At 65.7% G+C, this 21,331-nt stretch carries 15 protein-coding genes; 7 read left to right on the forward strand and 8 right to left on the reverse strand.

The genetic code is table 11. The annotated features are described in order from the left end of the window. Positions 1 to 10: 10 nt before the first annotated feature. From KA261_01780 to cobO, 4 genes are all read right to left on the reverse strand, one after another. Positions 11 to 2,023: a PAS domain S-box protein gene (locus KA261_01780; GenBank protein ID MBP7696513.1), complete on the reverse strand. Its 2,013-nt coding sequence runs from the start codon at positions 2,021 to 2,023 to the stop codon at positions 11 to 13. 42 nt (positions 2,024 to 2,065) lie between these two features. Then, complete coding sequence (locus KA261_01785; GenBank protein ID MBP7696514.1) at positions 2,066 to 3,988, reverse strand: PAS domain S-box protein; 1,923 nt, start codon at positions 3,986 to 3,988, stop codon at positions 2,066 to 2,068. A gap of 456 nt (positions 3,989 to 4,444) precedes the next feature. Next, on the reverse strand, positions 4,445 to 5,410 hold the full coding sequence (gene trxB / locus KA261_01790) for a thioredoxin-disulfide reductase (GenBank protein MBP7696515.1): 966 nt from the start codon (positions 5,408 to 5,410) through the stop codon (positions 4,445 to 4,447). Positions 5,411 to 5,519: 109 nt separating this feature from the next. Beyond that, positions 5,520 to 6,074, reverse strand: coding sequence for a cob(I)yrinic acid a,c-diamide adenosyltransferase (cobO, locus tag KA261_01795; GenBank protein ID MBP7696516.1), 555 nt, complete (start codon positions 6,072 to 6,074; stop codon positions 5,520 to 5,522). A 250-nt stretch (positions 6,075 to 6,324) separates the two neighbouring features. Between cobO and KA261_01800 the strand changes: the two genes are divergently transcribed. The 7 genes from KA261_01800 to traF all read left to right on the forward strand — a co-directional run bounded on the left by KA261_01800 (position 6,325) and on the right by traF (position 15,775). Continuing rightward, entirely contained in the window at positions 6,325 to 6,750 is a 426-nt protein-coding gene (locus tag KA261_01800) for an Rrf2 family transcriptional regulator (protein MBP7696517.1), read from the forward strand. Between the two features lie 103 nt (positions 6,751 to 6,853). Beyond that, positions 6,854 to 7,417: a dCTP deaminase gene (locus KA261_01805; protein MBP7696518.1), complete on the forward strand. Its 564-nt coding sequence runs from the start codon at positions 6,854 to 6,856 to the stop codon at positions 7,415 to 7,417. A 68-nt stretch (positions 7,418 to 7,485) separates the two neighbouring features. Further along, a complete protein-coding gene (gene nifJ, locus KA261_01810) occupies positions 7,486 to 11,094 on the forward strand; it encodes a pyruvate:ferredoxin (flavodoxin) oxidoreductase (protein ID MBP7696519.1) in 3,609 nt (1,202 codons plus the stop codon). Between the two features lie 238 nt (positions 11,095 to 11,332). Continuing rightward, positions 11,333 to 12,181: a hypothetical protein gene (locus tag KA261_01815; protein MBP7696520.1), complete on the forward strand. Its 849-nt coding sequence runs from the start codon at positions 11,333 to 11,335 to the stop codon at positions 12,179 to 12,181. An 87-nt stretch (positions 12,182 to 12,268) separates the two neighbouring features. Then, on the forward strand, positions 12,269 to 13,297 hold the full coding sequence (locus tag KA261_01820; GenBank protein MBP7696521.1) for a PD40 domain-containing protein: 1,029 nt from the start codon (positions 12,269 to 12,271) through the stop codon (positions 13,295 to 13,297). 464 nt (positions 13,298 to 13,761) lie between these two features. Then, positions 13,762 to 14,682, forward strand: coding sequence for a tetratricopeptide repeat protein (locus KA261_01825; GenBank protein ID MBP7696522.1), 921 nt, complete (start codon positions 13,762 to 13,764; stop codon positions 14,680 to 14,682). 1 nt (position 14,683) lies between these two features. Next, a complete protein-coding gene (gene traF / locus KA261_01830; GenBank protein MBP7696523.1) occupies positions 14,684 to 15,775 on the forward strand; it encodes a conjugal transfer protein TraF in 1,092 nt (363 codons plus the stop codon). A gap of 97 nt (positions 15,776 to 15,872) precedes the next feature. On the opposite strand, the gene KA261_01835 is transcribed toward traF, so the two are convergent. The 4 genes from KA261_01835 to KA261_01850 all read right to left on the reverse strand — a co-directional run bounded on the left by KA261_01835 (position 15,873) and on the right by KA261_01850 (position 21,243). Then, positions 15,873 to 17,381 carry a leucyl aminopeptidase gene (locus KA261_01835; GenBank protein MBP7696524.1) on the reverse strand — a complete coding sequence of 503 codons (1,509 nt, stop codon included), beginning with the start codon at positions 17,379 to 17,381 and terminating at the stop codon, positions 15,873 to 15,875. A 41-nt stretch (positions 17,382 to 17,422) separates the two neighbouring features. Beyond that, positions 17,423 to 18,559, reverse strand: a complete 1,137-nt coding sequence (locus KA261_01840; GenBank protein MBP7696525.1) for a hypothetical protein — start codon at positions 18,557 to 18,559, stop codon at positions 17,423 to 17,425. Between the two features lie 109 nt (positions 18,560 to 18,668). Next, entirely contained in the window at positions 18,669 to 19,868 is a 1,200-nt protein-coding gene (aroC, locus tag KA261_01845; GenBank protein ID MBP7696526.1) for a chorismate synthase, read from the reverse strand. Positions 19,869 to 19,899: 31 nt separating this feature from the next. Then, positions 19,900 to 21,243 (reverse strand): HDOD domain-containing protein, encoded by a 1,344-nt coding sequence (locus KA261_01850; protein ID MBP7696527.1) that lies wholly within the window; start codon positions 21,241 to 21,243, stop codon positions 19,900 to 19,902. Positions 21,244 to 21,331 lie beyond the last annotated feature (88 nt).

Raw genomic sequence — 21,331 nt, forward strand, 5'->3', positions numbered from 1 at the left:
ATCTCCCCCCTCAGACCGCGATCACAAACCGCGCCCCGCCGAGATCGCTCCGCTCCACCCGTACCTCCCCGCCCAGGTCGCTGACAATGCGGTACACGGTCGGCAGCCCCAGCCCCGTCCCGGCCTCCTTGGTCGTGAAATAGGGCGCGAACACCCGCTCGCGCAGATCCTCGGCGATCCCCGGCCCGCTGTCCTCAAACGTGAGTGCGACCCGGCCGTCGCCGGCGCGCCGGGCCTGCACCCGGATCCGCCCCGGCTGCCCCGCCAGCGCCTCTTTCGCGTTGTTGAACAGATTCGTCAGCACCTGCCGCAGCTCGTCGGGATCGGCTTCGAGCGTCAGCCCCGGCTCGCACTCCGCCTCCAGGGCGATTCCGATCTTCCGGGCCTCCAGCCCGAGGAACACCACGGCGTCGGCGATCAGCCGGTCGAGCGCGACCTTCTGCCGCCCCTTCTTCTCCTCGCGCGCGAGAGCGAGGAAGCGCGTGATGATGTCGTTGAGCCGCCGTGTCTCGGCCCGGATCTGCCCGGTGAACCCGACAAACTCCTCGCGGTTCGCAGTCGGCGTGAATTCCGCCGCCAGCCGCTGGGCCGCGATCGAAATCGTGTTGAGCGGGTTGCGGATCTCGTGGGCCACCCCGGCTGCGAGGTCGCCCAGCTCCGATAGCCGCGCCCGCCGCAGCGCCCGCCGCTCGTACTCCTTCAGGCGCGTCACGTCGTACAGAACGATCACCATGCCCTCGTCGCGCCGCTGCCCGATCGCCGAAACCGCCAGCACGAGCGTCTTCTCCCGGTCGCCGATCGCGGCCGTCAGCTCCTTCTCCTCGCCCGCAGCCATCCACCGCCGAAGGTTCTCCCGCGCGAGCGCCGGCGCCGTCACCGCGTCGTCCCAGTTCCTGCCCAGCACCCCGGCCGCGCCCACGATCTGTTCGAAGGCCCGGTTTGCCAGCGTGATCACCCCCCGATCATCCACGGCCGCGACCCCGGTGCGCATCCGGTCGAATATCACGTCGGTGAGCGATTTGATGTCCGTGTACTGCCGCCCCAGCTCTCGGCGCTTCCGCCGCGCCGCCAGGTAGAGCAGGCCGAACAGAAGCACCCCGAACAGCGCCGCCGAGAGCGCCGCCATCTGCAGATCGAACCGCCGCGACACGCTGTAGTAGCGGCCGAGCGACAGCCCCACCCGGAACAGCCCGAACGGGTACTCGCTGGTCGCGAACGGCCGCACGAGCTCCAGCACCCGCTCCCCCTGGAACTCGCTGGTCCGGTGCATGATCGTGTCGGCATCGAGCGCCTGCGTGAGAAACGGATCCGACTCGATCGCCAGCAGCGGTCCGGTGCGCCGCGAGGAGAAGATGATTCCGTCGGTCGACTGGTAGATGATGTACACAACCCCCGGCTCCTCCGCCATCCGCTGCACCAGGTAGCCGATCTGCGTCTGGCGGAGCGCCTCGACGTAGTACTGCGCGTCGGCGACCAGCACGGCGATCCGGTCGAGTGTGTTGGCGATCTGGAGATAGTAGTGGCGGGCGCCGTGCTCCCGCGTCGCCGGCTCCAGAAGCAGTACGTAGTTCGTCTGCGGGTTGTCCCCCAACGTTCGGACCTCGGCCTGTACGAACTGGGGCAGCAGCCCCTCCCAGGCCGGCGCCGCGCCGGTCGCCAGCACGTTCCCCTCGAGATCGCACAGGTAGATCGCGTCGAGATCGTGCAGGAGAGCGGCCTCGGTCAGCTCAGCCGCTGTCCGCGGATCGAGCGCAAGCTGCGACACCGTGACGAAGACCTCTTCGAACCGGAGGTGGACGAGGTAGTCGTAGAAGGCCTCGGCCTCGATCGCCCCGGCCGCGGCCTGGGCCAGCGCCTCGGTGAAGGCCGCCCCCTGCGTCACCAGCAGGCCGAGACTGTCTTTGCGGCTCTCCGAGATCCCGATCCAGGCGTACACGCCCACCGCGACTGCCAGCACAATCGCCCCGATCGCCGGAATCCGGCGCTCCACCCAGGTGGGCTTCCCGTTGGCACGCTCGGCCATCACGTTGATTCTACCCGCGGCCCCCCGGCGCGGCAACAAAAATCAGACTTGGGGAATATCCGCCGCCGCCGCGGCGGGGGAGGCTGCGGACTCCCGGGAACGGTGCTCGATCGGCAGCGTCACGCTGAACACGGCGCCGCCGTCGTGCGCGTAGGCGATGTCGCCGCCGTGGGAGTCGAGGATTTTCCGGCACGCAATCAGGCCGATCCCGTGCCCGCGCGGCTTTGTGGTAAAGCGCCGCTTGAACAGCAGTGGCAGCTTGTCCGGCGCCACCCCCGGCCCCGTGTCGCGCACCGTGATCCCTACCGTCGGCGCCCCCGCACCCGCCGCCGGGAACGTCCGGATCTCGATCCGGCGCGGACCCTCGCTCCCGAGAACGGCGTCGCCGGCGTTGTACACGAGGTTCACCAGCAACTGCTGGAGGAGCCCCGGGTCGGCCTCCACCAGGGGGATGTCGGGCGACAGTTCGCACACGATTGCGGTGTTGTCGAACCGGTTCTGCGGCTGCAGGAACGCCACGACCGCCTGCACGAGCTGGTTGATGTCGCACCGCGCGAACTGGATCTGGTCGTGGCTCCCGTCCAGCAACCCGTCGGTGAACCGCGCAATCTTCTCCACCGTCCCGTGCATCACCTCGAGCTTCTGCTCCAGCCGCTCGGTATTCCCCTTGCGCAGCAGGAGCGGCACGAGCTCGATATTGCCCATGAGGATCGAGAGGTAGTTGTTGATCTCGTGCGCAATCTCGCTGGCCATCTCCCCCCGCGTGTAGTACCGGTCGAGCCGCACAATCATGGCCTGGAAATCTTTCCGCTGCGAGATGTCGCGGACGATGTAGACGTAGCCGATGCCCGCTCCCGCGTCGGTGCGCAGGGCCGAGGCCACCAGGTAGGCGGCAAACTGCGAGCGGTCACGCCGCCGCCCCACCACCTCCAGGCCGTGCTCGTCCTCGTATTCCCCCTCCGCCTGCGCCTGCGCCTGCACGTCGTTGACGAACAGGTCGGCGATCGGGCGGCCGAGCGCCTCGGCCGCGCGGTAGCCGAATATCGCGCCGGCCCGGCGATTGAACAGCAGGATGCGGCCGCCCGCATCGGTCGTGATCACGCCGACCGGCGAGTGGTCGATCACCGCCGCCAGCAGCCGCTGCGAATCCTCCAGCGAACTGCTCGCGTCGCGCAACTGCGCGTCATACCGGCTGAGCTCCCGCTGGTCGGCCAGCAGCGTGCGAGAAAACTTGTTGAACACCGCCGCCAGCCGGTTGAGCTCCCCCTCCCCGCAGTTCTCCAGCATGTGGTACAGCTCGCCGTCGGAGGTCCGCTCGAACCGGTGGATCATCCGCCGGAACGGCTGCGTGAACTGGTTGTGGATGAGATACACCGTCAACAGCGCCACCAGGCCGGCGCACAGAAACAGCACGAGCAGCGCGTAGCCAAGCGCCCTCCGGTCCGACACGAACAGGTTGTGGTCCCAGGCCGCGACCAGCAGCCCGCTCGATCCGTCCCTGAACTCGACCGGCGCCCCGTAGACGATGAACTGCTCCGTCAAACGGAGCGGCACGGTCGGCCAGCCGTGGGTGTCCGCGCCCGCCGTGTCGGCCGCGCTCAGCCGGAGATGGGTCAGTTCGTGGTCCGTCCACGACGGCGGCAGCGGCGAGTCCTCCTCCCGTCCGTAGCCCCACAGGGCCGCCGGGCGACCCGCCGCCAGCTCGTAGAGCACCGCCTGCCGGACCGCCGTATGGCCGCCGAGAAGCGCGGCGAGAGCCTGCCCGCCCGCTCCCTCGGTGCGGTAGTCGGCCGGCATCCGGCCCGCCGCCTCGGCGGCCGCCGCCGCTGCGACCGGCGCGAAATCCGGAAGGCGCGGCGTTTCCGCCCGCCCTGACAAGTAGTGGCCGGGGGAGAATATAATCAGCACCAGCGCGGCAAACACAAAAACCACCTGCACGATAATCAGGTGGCTCAAGCGCGACATCAGGCCCGGCTTCCAACCCGCCGTCAGCCGATCGAGCAAAGACTCGCGACTTGCCTCCATACCTCCTGTTATCGGCCGACCTCCCGATGGTATTAGCCGGCCGAACGGCCGGGGCAGGCATAAAAAAACTGGGAGTGGCGGAGGGGGATGCCCGACTCTAACGTCAGGTGGCTGGAAAGTCCAGCACACGCCACTCCCAGAATCTGATTGCTCTATCGGCCGGCCGGCGAAAAACGAACAGCTCCCGGCCGACGCGATCTCTGCACCGTCCGAATCCGCACCGCCCCCGGTTTCCATGGCGTGTCAGGATACGACTTACACCCGCAGGGGAGTTACTTAGTTCCCGCCGGTCGGCCGCCTCAGGCTGGGGCCGCGGTCGCTCGCCGGCGTGCGTCCGCCCCGCTCGGCCGACGCCTGCGGCCGCAACCGCGCTTTACCCGCCGAACGGCCCCCGTGTCAGCGGGAGGCCGATTGCGCCGTCCGCTTGTCCTCGAGGTGCTCGATGTACTTCTCGGCCGCCACCGCCGCCGTCGTCCCATCCCCCACCGCGTTGGTGATTTGCCGCACCAACTGCGCCCGCACATCGCCGCAGGCAAAAATCCCCGGGATCGACGTCTCCATCTTGTCGTCCGTGATGATGTACCCGCCGGCGTCTTTGCGCAGCTCCTCGCGCGTGAGGCCCGAATTCGGCCGGAAACCCACGAAGATGAAACAGGCACCGACCGGAAGCGTCGAGACCTCTCCGGTCGTCACATTGCGCAGCGTCAGGTCGCTGATCTTGCGGCCATCGCCGTTGATCGACTCCACCACCGTTTCGAGGACAAACTCGATCTTAGGGTTGTCTTTCGCCCGCTGCTGGATGATCTTCTGCGCCCGCAGCTCTTTTCGGCGATGGATGATGTGGACTTTGGAACCGAACTTGGTGAGAAACGCCCCCTCCTCGACCGCGGCGTCGCCGCCGCCGACCACGGCGATCACCTGGTCCCGGAAAAAGGCTCCGTCGCAGATCGCGCAGTAGGAGACCCCGCGCCCCGCGTACTCCCGCTCGCCCGGCACGCCGAGTTTCACCGGCGAACCGCCCGTGGCCAGGATCACCGCTTTGGCCCGGTAGCGTGTGCCCGAGGCGCACTGCACCACCCGATCATCACCGTCCACATAGATCTCCTCCACCTCTTCCGAGCCGACCTCCAGGCCGAACTTCATGGCGTGCTCCGCCATGCGCGTGGCCAACTCGTGGCCGGAGATGCGGACGAATCCGAGGTAATCCTCCACCTCTTCGGTGTTGGCGATCTGGCCCCCCGGCATGTACTTCTCCAGGCATATGACCTTTCTCCGCGCCCGCGCCCCGTAGAGCCCCGCGCACAGGCCGCCGGGACCGGCGCCGACAACGACGATATCGTAGTTCTTCTCGGCTGTAGACATGAGACTCCTCGTCCAGGGTTCTTCCTCTTCGGCCGCGCCGGGCGGCCGCACCTGCTGAAACACTCCCGGCGCGGCGCCGGTTCGGCTCACCAATTAGCTCTGCCGCCCCTCACCAGTCAATCCCCTTCTGCGCCAGCACCCCCTTCTGAAAGGGGTGCTTGATCTCCCGCATCTCGGTGACCAAATCCGCCTGCTCCACCAGCCAGTCGCGCGCCCCGCGCCCGGTCACTACCAGGGACTGTTCCGCATCGCGGGCGGCCAGCAGCTCGCGCACCTCGTCATCGGTCACCAAGCCGAGGTCAACCGCCACGTTGAGCTCGTCCAGGATGACCAGCGGATACGCCCGGGAGCGAATCTTCTCCAGTGCCAGCGCCACCCCCTTCCGGGCCGCCGCCCGGTGTTCCTCGAAATCTTTGGTGTCGTCGACAATCCCGACAAACCCCTCTCCGACCGTGTGCAATTCGACATTCGGCGCCAACCGCTTGATCCCCTTCAACTCCCCGTACTTCCAGCTCCCCTTGACGAACTGGATCACGCACACCTGCCAGTCGTAGCCCACCGCCCGGACGCACATCCCCAGGGCGGCTGTGGTTTTCCCTTTCCCGTTGCCTGTGTAGACGATCAAAAGCCCCGTATTCTTCTTCTCGCGTTCGGTTTCCGCCATAACCTTCCTGTCCTTGTGCCGGTGTAATCCGCTTAGCCGCAAAGTACTACATTGCCGCTCAAAGTCAACGGCTGTCATCACTGTGCATTCGGAGGACAAAATCGGCATTTTTATCCGCGTTTTTGCCTTTTTTTATTGACGCCCTTGTCTATGTTGCGTATCATGTAGAAAACAAATTCGGTAACACTTGTCGCCTTCTGACATCTCATGACAGGCAGACTCCGAAAAGCGCAGCGAAAGAAGGTTAGTCATGCAGTTCACTAAAGCTGAAGAATACGGCATCCTCGGCGTTTTGTACCTGGCCGAGCGCAACGACGCGACCGTGACACCGCTGTCGGAAATCTCGGAGGCACGGGCCATTCCTGAGAAGTTTCTCGCGAAGATTTTCCAGTCGTTGTCCCGGGCCGGGATCGTGCGCTCGCACCGTGGCGTGCGGGGCGGCTTCACGCTGGCCAAAGGCCCGGCCGACATCTCCGTCAAGGAGATTCTGGAAGCCATCCAGGGGCCCTACCACCTCATTAAGTGCATCAAAGACAACGCCATCTGCGAGAAAACCGATTTCTGCGCCCTCCGCGAACTCCTCCGGGCGGCCGAAGATCGTCTCGTCTCCGTGTTCGAAGAACATTCTCTGGCCGATCTCCTCTCGTGGGAGAAGAACAAGGCCGCCACTATCTAGCGTGTCCCGACAGGTGATTTTTATGTAGTTTCCGGTTTACATCCCGCCACCCGCGCTGTATCTTGAGGTTTGTGAAGAAAATAACAAGGGAGTCGCGCGTGCTATGGCGGTGATGGCGGACCGCTGGATAATTGAAATGGCCGAACGGCGCCGGATGATCGAGCCCTTCGCCCGCGATCAGATCCGGGCCGGCATCAGTTTCGGCGTCTCCTGCTACGGCTACGACTTCCGCCTGGCCGACGAGTTCAAGCTCCTCGACACGACCCGCGTGGCCGAGCTCGATCCGAAAAACGTCCGCCCCGACTGCTGGATGGACGCCCGGGCCGAATCTTTGGCGATCCCGGCCAATTCCTTCATCCTGGCCCGGTCCCTGGAATACTTCCGCATCCCCCGGAACATCATCACCCTCTGCACCGGCAAATCCACCTACGCCCGCTCCGGGCTCGTCGTCAACGTGACCCCCTTTGAACCGGAGTGGGAGGGGTACGCCACGCTCTCGCTGGCCAACACGGCGCCCGTGCCCCTGCGCGTCTACGCGGGCGAGGGCATCGCCCAAATCCTCTTCCTCCAGGGCGACCAGGACTGCCTGCGGTCGTACCGGGACAAGAGCGGAAAATACCAGGCTCAGAAAGATATCACGGTTTCCCGCGCCGACGACAGCCGATAGTCGCCGTCGGGGAAATGCAAGCTGCTACCTACAGGAGTCTCAGAATGCCGCAAGAAGCTGTTTCATCGATGGAAAAGCGCGTGCCGAAACCGCAGCCGCACCGGCGGCGCATGGTGACGATTGACGGCAATACCGCCGCGGCATACGTTGCCCACGCGACCAACGAAGTCATCGCCATATACCCGATCACACCCTCGTCGAACATGGGCGAGATCGCCGACGAGAAGTCGGCCCGCGGGGAAAAGAACATCTGGGGCGTCATCCCCGAGGTGATCGAGATGCAGTCCGAGGGAGGCGCCTCCGGCGCCGTCCACGGCGCCCTCACCACCGGCGCCCTGACCACGACCTTCACGGCCTCCCAGGGCCTCCTCCTGATGATCCCGAACATGTTCAAGATCGCGGGGGAGCTGACCCCGACGGTCTTCCATGTCTCCGCCCGCGCCGTCGCCTCCCACGCCCTCTCGATCTTCGGCGACCATTCCGACGTCATGGCCTGCCGCTCGACCGGTTTCGGCCTCATGGCCTCCGGGTCGGTCCAGGAGGTCATGGACCTCGCCCTCATCACCCAGGCCGCCTCCCTCGGGTCCCGCGTCCCCTTCGTCCACTTCTTCGACGGCTTCCGCACCTCCCACGAAGTGCAGAAGGTCGAGGAGATCACTATCGACGACATGGCGGCGATGCTCGACCACGACCTGATCGTCGCCCACCGGCGCCGCGCTCTCTCCCCCGACAATCCGACCATCAAGGGAACTTCGCAGAATCCCGACGTCTTCTTCCAGCACCGCGAGACGGTGAACCGGTACTACCTCGCGGCCCCCGCCCTGGTCCAGAAAGCCATGGACCGCTTCGCGGGGATCGTCGGCCGCGGCTACCACCTCTTTGACTACATGGGCCATCCGGAGGCCGACCGCGTCGTGGTCGTCATGGGCAGCGGCGCCGAGGTCGTCCACGAAACCGTCGACGCCCTCGCGGCCCGGGGCGAGAAAGTCGGCGTGATCAAGGTGCGCCTCTACCGTCCCTTCTCGGTCGCGCACTTCGTGCAGGCCCTCCCGAAAACCGTCCGGCGCATCGCCGTCCTCGACCGCACGAAAGAACCGGGCTCGGTGGGCGAACCGATGTACACCGATGTCCAGACGGCGATCCGCGAGGCGCTCGACAAGGGGATCGCCCCCTTCTCCCAGCCGCCTCTCGTCATCGGCGGCCGCTACGGGCTCGGGTCGAAGGAATTCAATCCGCCGATGGCCAAGGCGGTCTTCGACAACCTCGCCGCCGCCCGGCCCAAGGACCACTTCACCGTCGGCATCGTCGACGACGTCACCCACACCTCCCTCGAACCCGACTACTCGTTCGACCTCGAGGGGGAGGCCTTCCGCGGCCTGTTCTACGGCCTGGGGGCGGACGGCACCGTCGGCGCCAACAAGAACTCGATCAAGATCCTCGGCGAAAACACGGACAACTACGCCCAGGGCTACTTCGTGTACGACTCCAAGAAGTCGGGCGCGATCACGGTCTCGCACGTCCGGTTCGGCAAGAACCTCATCCGCAAGCCCTACCTCATCCGCTCCGCCCAATTCGTCGCCTGCCACAACTTCTCCTTCCTCGAGAAGTACGACATGCTTACGCCGCTGCTGCCGGGCGGCACTTTCCTGCTCAACGCGCCCTACGGCCCCGACGAGGTCTGGGACCGGATGCCCCGCGAGGTCCAGCAACAGCTGATTGACAAGAAGGCGCGGTTCTTCGTCATCGACGCCATCAGCCTGGCCAAGGAACTCGGCCTCGGCGCCCGCATCAACATGATCATGCAGACCGCCTTCTTCGCCATCTCCGACATCCTCCCCCGCGACGAGGCGATCACGGCCATCAAGCACGCGATCGTCAAGACCTACGGCGCCAAGGGAGAAAAGGTCGTCAAGATGAATTTCGCGGCGGTCGACGGCGCCACCGACGCCCTCCGCGAAGTCAAGTATCCGCACAAGGTCACATCGACCATCACCCGGCCGCCCATCGTCCCCGCCCATGCCCCCGAGTTTGTCAAGAACGTGACCGCCGAAATCATCGCCGGCCGCGGCGACGATCTGCCGGTCTCGGCCTTCCCCGATGACGGCACCTACATGACGGCGACCACCCAGTACGAGAAGCGGAACATCGCGGTCGACATCCCGATCTGGGACAGGGAAATCTGCACGCAGTGCAACATCTGCTCGATCGTCTGCCCGCACGCGGCCATCCGCCCGAAAGTGTACGAGAAGAAAGACCTCGCCGGCGCGCCGGCCGAGTTCCCCTTCGTCGAGGCCAAAACCAAGCAGCTCGCCGGGAAGTACTACACCCTCCAGGTGGCGCCCGAAGACTGCACCGGCTGCGAGGTCTGCGTCAACGCCTGCCCGGTCGAGGCCAAAGACGCGCAGGGGACCAAGACCGGCCGCAAGGCGATCAACATGACGCTCCAGGCGCCGATCCGCGAGCGCGAGCGCGCCAACTGGGAGTTCTTCATCAACCGCCTGCCCGAAAACGACCCCGACCTCTTCCGCCTCGACACGGTCAAGGGATCGCAGTTCGCCCGTCCCCTGTTCGAGTTCTCCGGCGCCTGCTCGGGCTGCGGCGAGACCCCCTACCTCAAACTGATGACCCAGCTCTTCGGCGACCGCGCCATCTGCGCCAACGCCACCGGCTGCTCCTCGATCTACGGCGGCAACCTCCCCACGACTCCGTACTGCCGGCGGGCCGACGGCCGCGGACCGGCCTGGTCCAACTCCCTGTTCGAGGACAACGCCGAGTTCGGACTCGGCATGCGCCTCACCGCCGACAAGCTCCAGGACTACGCCCTCACCCTCGTCCGGGAACTCGTCCCCGACATGTACGACGCCCTCGCCTCGGCCGACCAGTCGGAGCAGGCCGGCATCGCGCAGCAGCGCGAACGCGTCGCCGCCCTTCTGGCGCGGCTCGACTCCCTCGGGGACTCGGACAAGGTCGCGACCCTGCGGAGCATCGCCTACTACCTCGTCAAGAAATCGGTCTGGGTGATCGGCGGCGACGGCTGGGCGTACGACATCGGCTACGGCGGTCTCGACCACGTCCTGGCCTCCGGCAAGAACGTCAACCTTCTCGTCCTCGACACCGAGGTCTACTCCAACACCGGCGGCCAGATGTCGAAGTCGACGCCGCGGGGTTCGGTGGCCAAGTTCGCCGCCGCCGGCAAGCCGCGCGGCAAGAAGGACCTCGGCATGATGATGATGTCGTACGGCAGCGTCTATGTGGCCCAGGTCGCCCTCGGCGCCAGCAACGGCCAGACCGTCAAAGCCATGATCGAGGCCGAGCGCTACAACGGTCCCTCGCTCATCATCGCCTACAGCGCCTGCATCGCCCACGGCATCGACATGGCCCACTCCATGGACCAGGAAGACAAGGCCGTCCGCTGCGGCCACTGGATGCTCTACCGCTACAACCCGGATCTCATCGAGCAGGGGAAGAACCCGCTCCAGCTCGACAGCAAGCCGCCGTCCATCCCCTTCTCCGAGTATGCCTACAGCGAGATCCGCTTCCGGTCGCTCAAAGCCATCGACCCGGAGCGGGCCGCCATGCTCCTGAAACTCGGCCAGCAGGACTGTGACCGCCGCTGGCGGCTGTACTCCCAACTGGCCGGCCTCGACTACTCCCTGCCGCCCAGGGCCGGGGACTAGCCGCCCGACCGGCCGTTTTCTGTGCCATTTCCACGGGGCTCTTCGCGAGCCCCGTTTTCTTTGGGCTCCGGCCCGGCCGCCCCGCTCCGCTGTGCACAATCTGAACAATCCCGCGCCCCGCCTCCGCCCGTCCTATTTTTGCGCGAACGCCTTCGAAGACACGCTCTTCCGTCAAGTCCCCCGAAAGCGGTTCCGATAAAATCACAAACTGATTCTTACCAGTTCACAGGAGGTTGCCATGCGTCGTTTCGTGTGCCTGGTGAGCGCCTTTGCGCTCCTAGTGTCTGCGGCCGGAACCCTCTCGGCGGAAACCGAGCAGGAGATCGTCAACCGCTACATGAAAAAAGTTGAGAAGAAGCACGTGCAGAAAATCGGCTGGGTGGCGCTCAACTACACCCTGAATCGTATCAACCGCAACAACGACTACAACAGTTTCGCCAGCTCCATCTCCGCCCAGATTGCGGAGGCCGATCTCCCCTGGCTGGGCCAGGCGTCCACTTTCGGCGTCGACTTCGCCGTGGGCGTCAAGCCCCGGCTCGCATGGACGGTCGGCGGAGAATACTGGCTGAAATTCGGCTCCGATATCGCCGGCCCCCTCACCTATTCCCCTCCCAGCGGCGGCGCCACGGTGGTCGATAACCTCACCAGCGAAATCAAAGTCTACGGCGTGACCACCGGGCTGCAGTACTTCCTCCTCAATGCGCCCGCTCCCGATCGGCCGGCCGCCGGCCTGTCCGCCCGCGCCTTCGGCGCCGTCGGGTACTACCACGCGTCCTGGGAACTCTGGCCCGAGTATCAGAACCTCAACCTCTCCACCGCGGCTTCCGAGAGCGAGAATTCGACCTTTGAGGGCAACGCCCCCGGTTTCACCCTGGGCCTCGGCGGTGAGATCCCGCTCAACGTCCTCAACCTCAGCCTCGGCGCCGACTTCGGGTACCTCTACCTGAACTTCACCAACATTGCCTGGTATAATGCTCAAGACGAGGAGATCATCGTCACCTATACCGGTGACCAGGATGGCCGCGTCGATCTCGACCTCTCCGGCTTCCGGGGCAAGGTGGAACTGAAACGGTACTTTGCCTTCTGAGTCGGAAGGCGCCGCGGAGGTTGACAAGTTCGGCGCGATCCCTGTTATTGCACCGAACTGTGCCAACCTCAGATGGAGAGACGTATCTTGAGAAGTACTGACAACCGGACCGCGCGCCTGCTGGCGACGCTCGTGGCGGGCCTGGCTCTCGCCGCGAGTGCGGCCGCCGCGGAGAAACTTCCCCCCGCCCGCGCCGGGAAGATCGATCCCCCGACCGGGCAGATCGCCTTCCTCCGCAACGGCAACGTCTGGATCATGAACGCCGACGGCTCGGGCCAGCAACTGGTCTCGCAGGTGGGCAACGCCGACGGGAGCCTGTCGTGGGCCCCGGACAATCGCCGCATCGCTTTCGTCCGCTCCGGCAAGATCGACCTGCGCGGGCCCGACCCCAATGTCGGCGGTCTCCACAAGGTCTACGACATCTTCATCGCCTGGCTCGACTCGGCCTATGCCAACAACACGCTCTGGTGGACGCGGCTCAGCGAGGACCTCGGCAGCCGCGGCCCGGAATGGTCGCTCGACGGTTCCGAGATCGTCTTCTGGAAAGACATGAACGCCAACTACGCCAACGCCTTCCTCCCCAACTTCCAGATCTGCACCATGTCCCCGGACGGCGGGAAGTTCAACATCCTGCGCAAGGACTGGCAGAACTTCAGCAACGACTTCCTCACCTTCCCCACCGCCAACCGCAAGGGGCAAATCGCCTGCGTCCACATGTCCGACCTTAAGGGGAAGGGGCTGGTGGTGTTTGACCGGGCCAACCCGATGATCTCCATCGATTCCATCCGCGCCGCCTCGGCGAAAAACCTGCGCTGCATCGCCCCCTCCTGGTCGCCCGATGACCAGTGGTTGGCTTACATCCTGGACGATATAAGCGCTCCCCAGGTCTGCATCGCCACGCCCGACCTGAAAGAGCACTTCACCGTCTTCTCGCCGCCCGTCGGAATCATGCTCTACACCAATCCCCCCTCGTTCTCGCCCGACTCGAAGTGGCTGACATTCGCCACGTCGGACGGGTCGGTGTGGATCTGCGACATCACGGGCAACGGCGCGCGCCGTCTGACCCCGCCCGGCCTGGACAAGAACCCGGCCTGGTCAAAACCGCAGCCGCGCTGACGGCGCTTCGGCAACCGATCTTCCCCAACCGCCCTCCCCCGAGGGCGGTTTTGTTTTGACCCCTTCCCGGCGCTCGTCCGCCGGCGGGGCCGCCATAATTCCCTTGACATCAACGACTTCATACGGTATGTTAAGGGGTGTCAGGGTCTGGCACGAGCAGGCGGCGGCTTCCGTTTTCTGCCCCTTCGTTGCGCCGGTTGCCCGTGCCCGCTGAAGGAAGATTTCATCCATCGATCGCGTGACCGGCGACCCGCCGAGTCCGTTGCACCGGGGTCGCTGAGCAATCAACCAGACCAGGCCGGACGAAACGCAGGGATTTACGCTGATGATGACTAGCAAGGGCCCCCGTCGCGGACTCCGCCCGCTTTCACCCGCAGGTCCCGACGCGCCTGCTCCTGTGTCTTCGGCGCCCCGCCCCGCCCCCGAACTAAACCTACTCATCCTATATGTCCCTGGAGGTTCCCATGTATCGTAGGCTCCCTGTTCTGCTGGCTGTCGTGCTCTCCGCCGGTTTGCTGACGGTCGGCTGCAACATCTTCGACTGGGCGGCTGAGGACGATCCGATCGCCGAAGGCAACGCCCTGATGCGCGAGGGCGATTACGCCGCGGCCGCCGAGCAGTTCGCCAAGGCGATGGACGAAGATCCGGAGAATTCCGACGCCCGCTACTACCACGCCAAGGCCGTCATTCACGCCTCCGGCTTCAACGCCCTCCGGCTCGGAAGCGAACTCGAAGAAGATGAATTCGCCAGCAACGACCTGCTGCCGTTCTTCGGCGACAACTGGCCGGACGAGAAGGCCAACCGCCTCTTCGGCGCCGTCCGCACCGCCGTCGACGATCTCCGGCCGATCTGGGACGGCAAGACGCACGGGAACTTCGGCCCGCGCGACATCGATCTCGACCTCGCCCTCCTGGTCGGTATGCGCTCCATCCTGCAGTGGCGCGATATCGACTTCGACGGCACCATCGGCCCCGATGACTTCCAGTTCGATATCGAATGGTTCGAGGGATTCAACGCCGATGGTTTCGCCCTGAAAAACCTGGCCGAGTATATCTCCGCCGACAAGTCGGCCGGCGACGCCGACCTCCTGTGCAATCCCGCCCACGTCGCCATCTTCAACGAGCTGGTCGACAGCGTCAGCACCAACATCGACTTCACCGCCGACGTCCTCACCCAGATCCTCTCCGACTCCGTGGGCGTCGACATCGACGTCGACGTCGTCAAAGAAATGCTGGGATTCGTGAAAGACGTCGCCCACATGTACAAGGTCAATGACGGAGACGACAACGACTACGACGGGCAGTACAACGAAGAGGAAATCGACCTTATCGACAACGACGGCGACGGCTGGATCGATGAAGATTCGCAGTGCCAGGAGATATAGCATGGAATGCAGGACAATTTACCGGCTGGCCGCGATCCTCGCGCTGAGCGGGCTGATCGCCTCGCCGGCCACCGCTTCGGAAAACGTCGGCTTCAAAGACATCCGCTCGCTCGCCATGGGCGGCACGGGTGTCGCGCATCAGGCCAACTTCAACGCGGTCGTGTTCAACCCGGCCCTCCTGGCCAAGGCCGGCTTCGACCTGCACATCGTGAGCCTCCAGGTGACCGCGTCGCAGGACATCAAGGATCTCGTGGAGTTCATCGACGACAACGCCGATTCCCTCGACAACTTCACGGACATCAGCGACGAGGCCCAGCAGCAACTGCTGGACGACATGGCCCCGTTCGACAACAAGTGGATGGGTGCGCAGGCGGCGCCGCAGATCGGTTTCGCCACCCGGGGCTTTGCCCTCGGGGTCTACGGCACGGGCGACGTGGACTTCCGCGTGGACAAGGGGATCATCCCGCCGCGCATCGGCGCCAAGGGGCGGATCGATCGCGTGATCGTCGGCGCGGCGGCCCTCAAAGCGCCCACCGCGGTCGCCAACATCCTCCCCGGCCAGACCTGGATCGGCGGCACCCTCAAGATCATCGAACGCCGCGAGACCTCCCTGGAGACCTCGTTCGAGGACGCCGATTTCGAGAGCGTCGTCGACAGCCTCGAGGAGTACACCACCAACGGCTGGGGTTTCGACGTCGGCTTGTTGTGGGACGCTCCGGGCGGCGGGCTCACCCTCGGCGCCAACCTCGTCGACCTGATCGGCAGCCTCGGCGATGATTCTCCCCCTATGGTCGTCAACGTCGGCGGGGCCTACCGTCTGTCCGAAAAACTGACGCTGGCCGCCGACATCGACGACCTCTTTTTCCACGAAGGGATGTCCTTCTTCAACCGCGTGTACATCGGCGGCGAATTCCTGCCCGCGAAATTCTTCGCCCTCCGCGGCGGCTTCGGCCAGGGGTATCCCTCCTTCGGAATGGGTCTCGACTTCTCGGTGCTCCGGCTCGACGCCGCGGTCTACGGCCTCGAGCGGACCGACAACCCCGGCGGCGAATCCGACTACAACTACGTCGCCCGGCTCGTCCTGGGCTACTAGGCTTCCACCCGCCGAGTGATACCACAATGCCCGTTCGCGCGCTGCGCGAACGGGCATTATCCTGTCTGATCCCGGTCCGGTGCGGGCCGCGCCGGCTCTACCGCTTCTTCCCCTCCAGCTTCTTCCAGCGCATCAGCAGGTCCACCAGCAGCCGCAGCCCGAATCCGGTCGGCCCTTTCGGGACATACGGCCTGCCGGCCGGCTCCACATCAACATAAGCGATGTCGATGTGCGCCCAGGGCCAGTCGCCGACGAAGTTCTCCAGGAAGGCCGCCGCCGCGATGGTCCCGGCCGGCTTGCCGCCCGAGTTCGTCAGATCGGCGATCGGCGACTTCATCTGCTCCCGCATGTCGTCCCAGATCGGCAGCGGCCACACCCGTTCCCCGGTGGCCGCGGACCCAGCTTTGATCCGCGCCAGCAGACCTTCATGGTTCCCCAGGATGGGCGCACCGGCGTAGCCGAGGATGTACAGCGTCGCCCCGGTGAGCGTGGCGATGTCGATCACCGCCTGCGGATTGAACGTGTTCGCGTAGTCGAGGGCGTCGGCCAGGAGAAGGCGCCCCTCGGCGTCGGTGTTGATGATCTCGATCGTCTTTCCCTTGCGCGAGGTTACGATGTCTCCCGGCCGCGTGGCCGTACCCGAGGGCATATTCTCCGCCAGCGGCATGAGCCCGACCAGGTTGATCCGGAGCCGCAGGCGCGCCGCCGTCACGAGCGCCGCCAGGACCGCCGCCGAGCCGGCCATGTCCCCCTTCATCTCGTGCATGTTGAGCGGATCCTTCAGGCTGATCCCGCCCGTGTCGAATGTCACGCCCTTGCCGACCAGCACCACCGGCTTCTGCCCGCGCCCGCCCCCGTGGTAGCGCAGCACGACAAACCTCGGTTTCTGCGCCGATCCCTGCGCGACCGCGAGCAGCGCTCCCATCTTCTCCTTTTTGATCGCAGCCTCGTCGAGCACCGTGACCTCGATCTTGTGCCGGCGGGCGAGCGCCGCGGCCTCCTGGGCGTAGAGCGAGGGCGTGAGGCGGTTCGACGGCGTGCCGGCCAGGCGCCGCACCAGGAGTTGTCCCTCCGCGATCGTCCACCCGCGCTCCACCGCCTGCTGCAGCGGCCTGAGCTGCGCCCGCCCCTTGACCATGAACGTGATCCGGGTCGTCCGCCGCGGGTCTTTGGCCTCCTCGCCGGACTTGAACTCGCGCTGCTTCCACCCGCCGAGCAGATACCCTTCCGCCGCCGCCTGAAAGCAATCCGCCCTCGTCGCCGTGCCGAGATGGATCGCCAGCGACTCGGCGCGGGTGAGCGCCGGCAGGTTCGCGATCCGCCCCAGCGCCCTGCGGTAGGCGTCATGGCCGGCGACACGGCGCTCGCCGACCCCGACCAGCACCACCTGCGGGGCGGCGAAACCCTCCGGGCTCAGAATCACCGCATACTGCCCGTCCTTGCCGAAAAACTCCTCCGTCTGGCGCAGCCGCGTGATCCCCCCCCGCGTCCCCGCGTCGAGCCGCTTCAAATACGGATCGACCGGCTTGTCATACTGCGTCACGCACAGGACCAGGCAGTCGGCTGCGGTCCCGGCCGGGTCTTCCGCCGAATACTTCAGTATCATGTGAGACTCCATTTATCGCACGCCGTCCGTTGAGTGCGCCGTTAGCGCTTGATCGCGTATTTCAGGTCCGCGCGGTCGCGGTCCTGGTAGGCAATATGGGGGCGTCCCTGGTGGTCGAGCGCCAGACTGCAGTAGGCGCCCACCGATCCCGAATTGTCCGCCCGCTCCGCCGCCCAGCCGGTCCCGCGCACGGCGTACACCAGCGAGGAATCGGCCCAGCTCCAGTAGGCGAGGTGCGGCACCCCGCCGGCGTCGAGCCGCAGACTCAATTGCTCGCCGTCGGGCGTGCGCATCTCGGGGGCCGGACCCAGCGCCGCCCCGTCGATCACTTCGATCGACCACCCGGTCTCGGTCTTCACCGCATACGCCATCCCCGCCGGGTCGACCGAGTTGAACGCAATCTGCGGCTCCCCGTCCGGCGTCACGCCCAGCGAGCACTGGTACCAGGCCGTGGTGTCGCCCACCACCGTGTCGATCGCCCAGGCTCCCGGCGAGCCGACCGCGTAGTACAGATCGAATCCCGGGTATCCGGCGTTTCCGATATAGGCGACGTGGCAAAGCCCCTGCGAATCGATGGCCGCCGACGAGGCGACAATCGCGGCCCCCGAATCGATCGCCGCGATTTCCCAGGCGTCCGCCTGCACGTCGAGAACCGCCAGCCACAGGCCCGCGACCGAATCGCTGATTGTCTTGCCGTAGGAGATAACCGGGACGCCGTCGGCCGTAGACGTCATCGACAGCGCGCAGAAACGTTCCCCCGCCCCGTCGACCGTCTCCACCTGCCAGCCGTTAACCAGCTCGGAGGCGTAGCGCACCTCGTCGGCAGTCTGGTCGATGAAAGCGACGTGCGACCCGCCGGCCCGGTCGACCAGAATCACCGGCGGCGCGAGGTCCGAGGTCGCGGTGTTGGCATCGATGACTGCGAATTGCCATTGCGCCCCATCATAGTGCGCATACTTCAAATTGTCCGGCCCAAACTCGTTGTAGTAGACCAGGTGGGGCCGATCCGATCCGTCCACGGCAATCGAGGTGAACAGCCCGGTCCGCCCGGCTGTGTCGACCGCCTCGGTGTACCACTGATCCGGCGCGGGACCCGTCGGCTCGTCTCCGTCGCCGCAGCCGACAATGAGAGCCGCCGTCAACACCGCCGCGGCCGCCGGCACAAGCATTCGTCTCATGACTACCCCTTTCCGTCAGCCAGATTCAGGGGCAGTATAGCGGATTCCCGCGGCCGGGGCAACAGCCGCGACAGCCCGATGCACACCGGCCGGAGGGCCACATAAGGGGCTAGAATTGCGTGTCGAGATAGGTGGTGAAGTTGCGTTCCGTTTCGGCCAGGTTGTCCGCCCCGAACTTCTCCAGGAACGCCTCCGCCAGCACGAGCGCCGCCACGCCCTCGCCGATCACGCCCAGCGCCGGCACGGCGCAGGTGTCGGTCCGCTCCACCATCGCCTCCCCCGGCTCCTTCGTGGCCACATCCACCGTCCGGAGCGGCCGATTGAGCGTGGAGAGCGGTTTTCCCGCCACCCGCACGACCACATCCTCGCCGTTGGTGACGCCCCCCTCGATTCCCCCCGCGTTGTTCGTCCGGCGGAGGAACCGCTTGCGCCGCGGGTCGCCGTCGGGATCGTAGAAGATTTCGTCGTGCGCTTCGGACCCGCGCCGCCCTGCGGCGGCGAAACCCAGGCCGATCTCGACCCCCTTCACCGAGGGCACCGCCATGAGCGCCCCCGCCAGGCGGCCGTCGAGCCGCTGCCGCCACTGCGAGAACCCGCCCAGGCCGATCGGCAGCCCGCGGACGATGATCTCGACAATTCCCCCCAGCGAATCACGCACCGCGCGGGCCGCCCGGATCGCCTCGATCATCCGCTCTCCGGCCGCGGCGTCGAGACAGCGCACTTCCGAGGCCTCCGTGACCTCGCGGACCCGGGTCAGATCGCTGAGGTCATAGCCGCGGGGGACTTCGACCTCGCCGATCCGCACGACGTGGGAAGCGAACTCGACGCCGAAATGCTCGAGCAGCTGGCGCGCCAGCGCCCCGAGCGCCGTCCGCGCCGCCGTCTCCCGCGCCGAAGCCCGCTCCAGCACGTTGCGCATGTCGTGGTGGTTCCATTTGACGGCCCCCGGAAGGTCGGCGTGCCCGGGCCGGGGACGCCGGGTGGCGGCGGTCCGCTGCCGGTCGCGCAGATCCAGCTCCCCCGGCATCGGTTCGAGCGGGTGCATGATCCGCGCCCAGTTTTCCCAGTCGCGGTTCCGGATCACCAGCGTGATCGGTCCCCCCATGGTCACCCCGCCGCGCACACCCGAGACGAACTCGGCCTCGTCGCGCTCGATTTTCATGCGCCCGCCCCGCCCGAATCCCTTCTGGCGCCGCGCCAACTGGTAATTGACCTCGGCCGGGTCGATCCGGAACCCCGCCGGAAGACCGTCGAGGATCGCCGTCAGTTGCGGGCCGTGCGATTCGCCGGCTGTCACATACGTCAGCATGACCCCATGGTACGGCGCCGCCGCCTGCCGGTCAACTGCCGAGATGGGCGGCCTCTTCGGCCGCCGTGAGCACGCCGCCGATATCCCCCGAGGTCTCCATCGACTCCATCCGCCGCGCGATCCGGTCGTCGATATTCAGCGCCTCCGACATGTTGTAGAATTTCTGCTTGTCGATGGGCGAGAGCTCTTTCATCTCTTCGAGCACGGCCACGATCTTCTTCACCGACCGGTCGATCACGTCGAGATTGGACGGGAGCTTCTCCAGCAGCGGCGACGCCGCCGCTCCCTTGCCGTGCTGCATCCGGAGCAGTTGCGACCGCCCGTAGATCGCCATCACCGCGTTGTTGAGGTAGTGCGACAGAGTCGCCATGGCGATATTCTTCGACTCGATCGCCCCCTTCGCCCGCTCCTCCGCCAGGAGCTTCTGGGTCAGCGCCTGCCGCTCCTTGAAGAGGTTCTCGATCGTCAGGTACGACTTCCAGATTTCCTGGTTCGCCTTGACCAGCATCTCCTCCACGTTCCCGATATCGACGCCGAGAAATTCCGCCGTCGAGATCGTGGCCGCCAGCAGCGACGACGATATCTCGTCGAGCGTCTTCTTCTCGATCCCCAGCCCCCGGGATACCCGGTTGATGTCCTCGAGCCGCTGTTCGATTCGCGGCTCGTACCCGGAGAAATGGTCGTTGGTGAGCAGCACCGCCATCCGGACAATGTTCGAGAGCGTCTGCTGCTCCCCGACCATCGCCGTCTCGTGGTGCTCGCGAATGGCCGCCCGGATATACTCGGGCAGCTTCCAGGCCTCCGCAAGGTACCCCCCGACCTCGGTGTGGTCGATGCTGAACACCTCCCGTTCGGCCTCCGCCAACGTGCAGCTCTTGTCCTTCCGCTGCGCCACCCTGCGGTACTCCCGGGGATAGTGGTGGAGGAAGAACAGCACCCCGATGTCCTGGAGCAGACCGGCAATCATCGCTTCTTCGGGCGACCGGTACTTCACCGCCTTCGCCGTCTGCTCGGCGGCCGCGGCGACCGCCAGCTCGTACTGGAAGAACGCCTTGGCGTCGATCCCCGATTCGGCGGAGACTTTGTCCGGGTGGAAGATCGAGGTGGAGAGGGCCAGGCACTTGACCGTCGTGACCCCCATGACCGAAATCGCCTGGTTGACCGTCTTGATCTCCGCCAGGCGATGATAGAAAGGCGAATTGACCAGATGGAGAATCCGACTGGTCAGGTTCGGATCATTGAGAATGACTTTCGCCAGCGAGTCTGGAGAGAAGTTCTCCTTCCCCACCTCTTCCAGCACTTTCGAGAGCACCTGCGGAATGGACAACAACCGGTCGTTCCGGCGTATTTGCTCGATAATCCCGATTCGATCCATACGCGGATAATCCTTTCCCTGTCATACTACCGTTATCGGCTTGGGAATTCAGGAGTTAACCGCGAGCCCCGGGAAACCGGAAATATCG

The sequence above is a fragment of the Candidatus Zixiibacteriota bacterium genome, assembly GCA_017999435.1.
Lineage (GTDB): Bacteria > Zixibacteria > MSB-5A5 > GN15 > FEB-12 > JAGNLV01.